Source organism: Wolbachia endosymbiont of Tuta absoluta (genome assembly GCF_059414725.1).
This window is the reverse complement of the sequence record NZ_JBNRJY010000422.1, coordinates 1-882: the sequence shown is the minus strand read 5'-3', so window position 1 is coordinate 882 and position 882 is coordinate 1. Positions and strand designations below refer to the sequence as shown.

Sequence of the window (882 nt, the reverse complement as noted above, 5' to 3'; positions counted from 1 at the left end):
CTCGCTCGCCTTGGGCGTACCCAAAGGCGCCTTTTCCGGTACTTGAGTCGTCAAGCTAGGTAAATTATTTTTATCGATGTTACTACATAGGTATGTATTGTTGAAGTAGGTACTTTGTTCCACTTTTAATATAACTTCGCTAGGTGCTAATCTATTCCCAGATTTCCTAAGCAATACATTTTAAAAGCATTGGACGTAAGCCTGTTAAAAAAGGGCAAACATATTGCAAAACGGCACAAAAATTGTGTTAATGCAGCAGTGAATCGCTCAGATATAATGTTTCTTCAGCCGAATTAATTCTGCGTGGGCTCGTGCCGGCGCGCGGCGGCGGATGCTTACTAGACGGTGAGACGGCGACGGGGGCGGCCCCACGTGCACACACATTGTCAGATTATGAGATATCTACCTGCCTATAATAGCTAGGTTGGCAGACGCCTAAGTTTAAATTCTTATTATCATAGACATCTCATCGAGCTACTCGGCTTGAAAAAAACATTATTACAAAACACAATAGAAATTGGTAATATCACAAGTACTTATTTCGAAATATCTGATCGAACCCTCACCGCAGTGTCCCATGCATTGCCTGCTCCAGCAGAACTCCCGTTGCCAGTAGCCGGCCCATCTCCTCGGACCTTCTTATTCCGCCTGCAGCTCTTCAGATACGTCCTGATGCGCTTGCGGGCGCGCTCGGCGAACTCCGGGAACTGCCGCGTGCAAGAGTCTATGATGGCCTGGATCGATCAAAAATTGATATCATCACTATTTATCTGTGCTGAAGGTAAAAACTCTAGGTTGCCAGAGTTGTTTTCTATACCAATGATAAAATTTGATTATAAACAAAATAGCATGGTATTTAATGTAAAACATGAATTACATCAC

1 pseudogene is annotated in these 882 nt (G+C 43.7%); it reads left to right on the top strand.

The annotated features are described in order from the left end of the window. Nucleotides 1-741: 741 nt before the first annotated feature. A pseudogene (locus ACJ5GX_RS04540) lies at nucleotides 742-882 on the top strand (2-octaprenyl-6-methoxyphenyl hydroxylase); the annotation flags it as partial.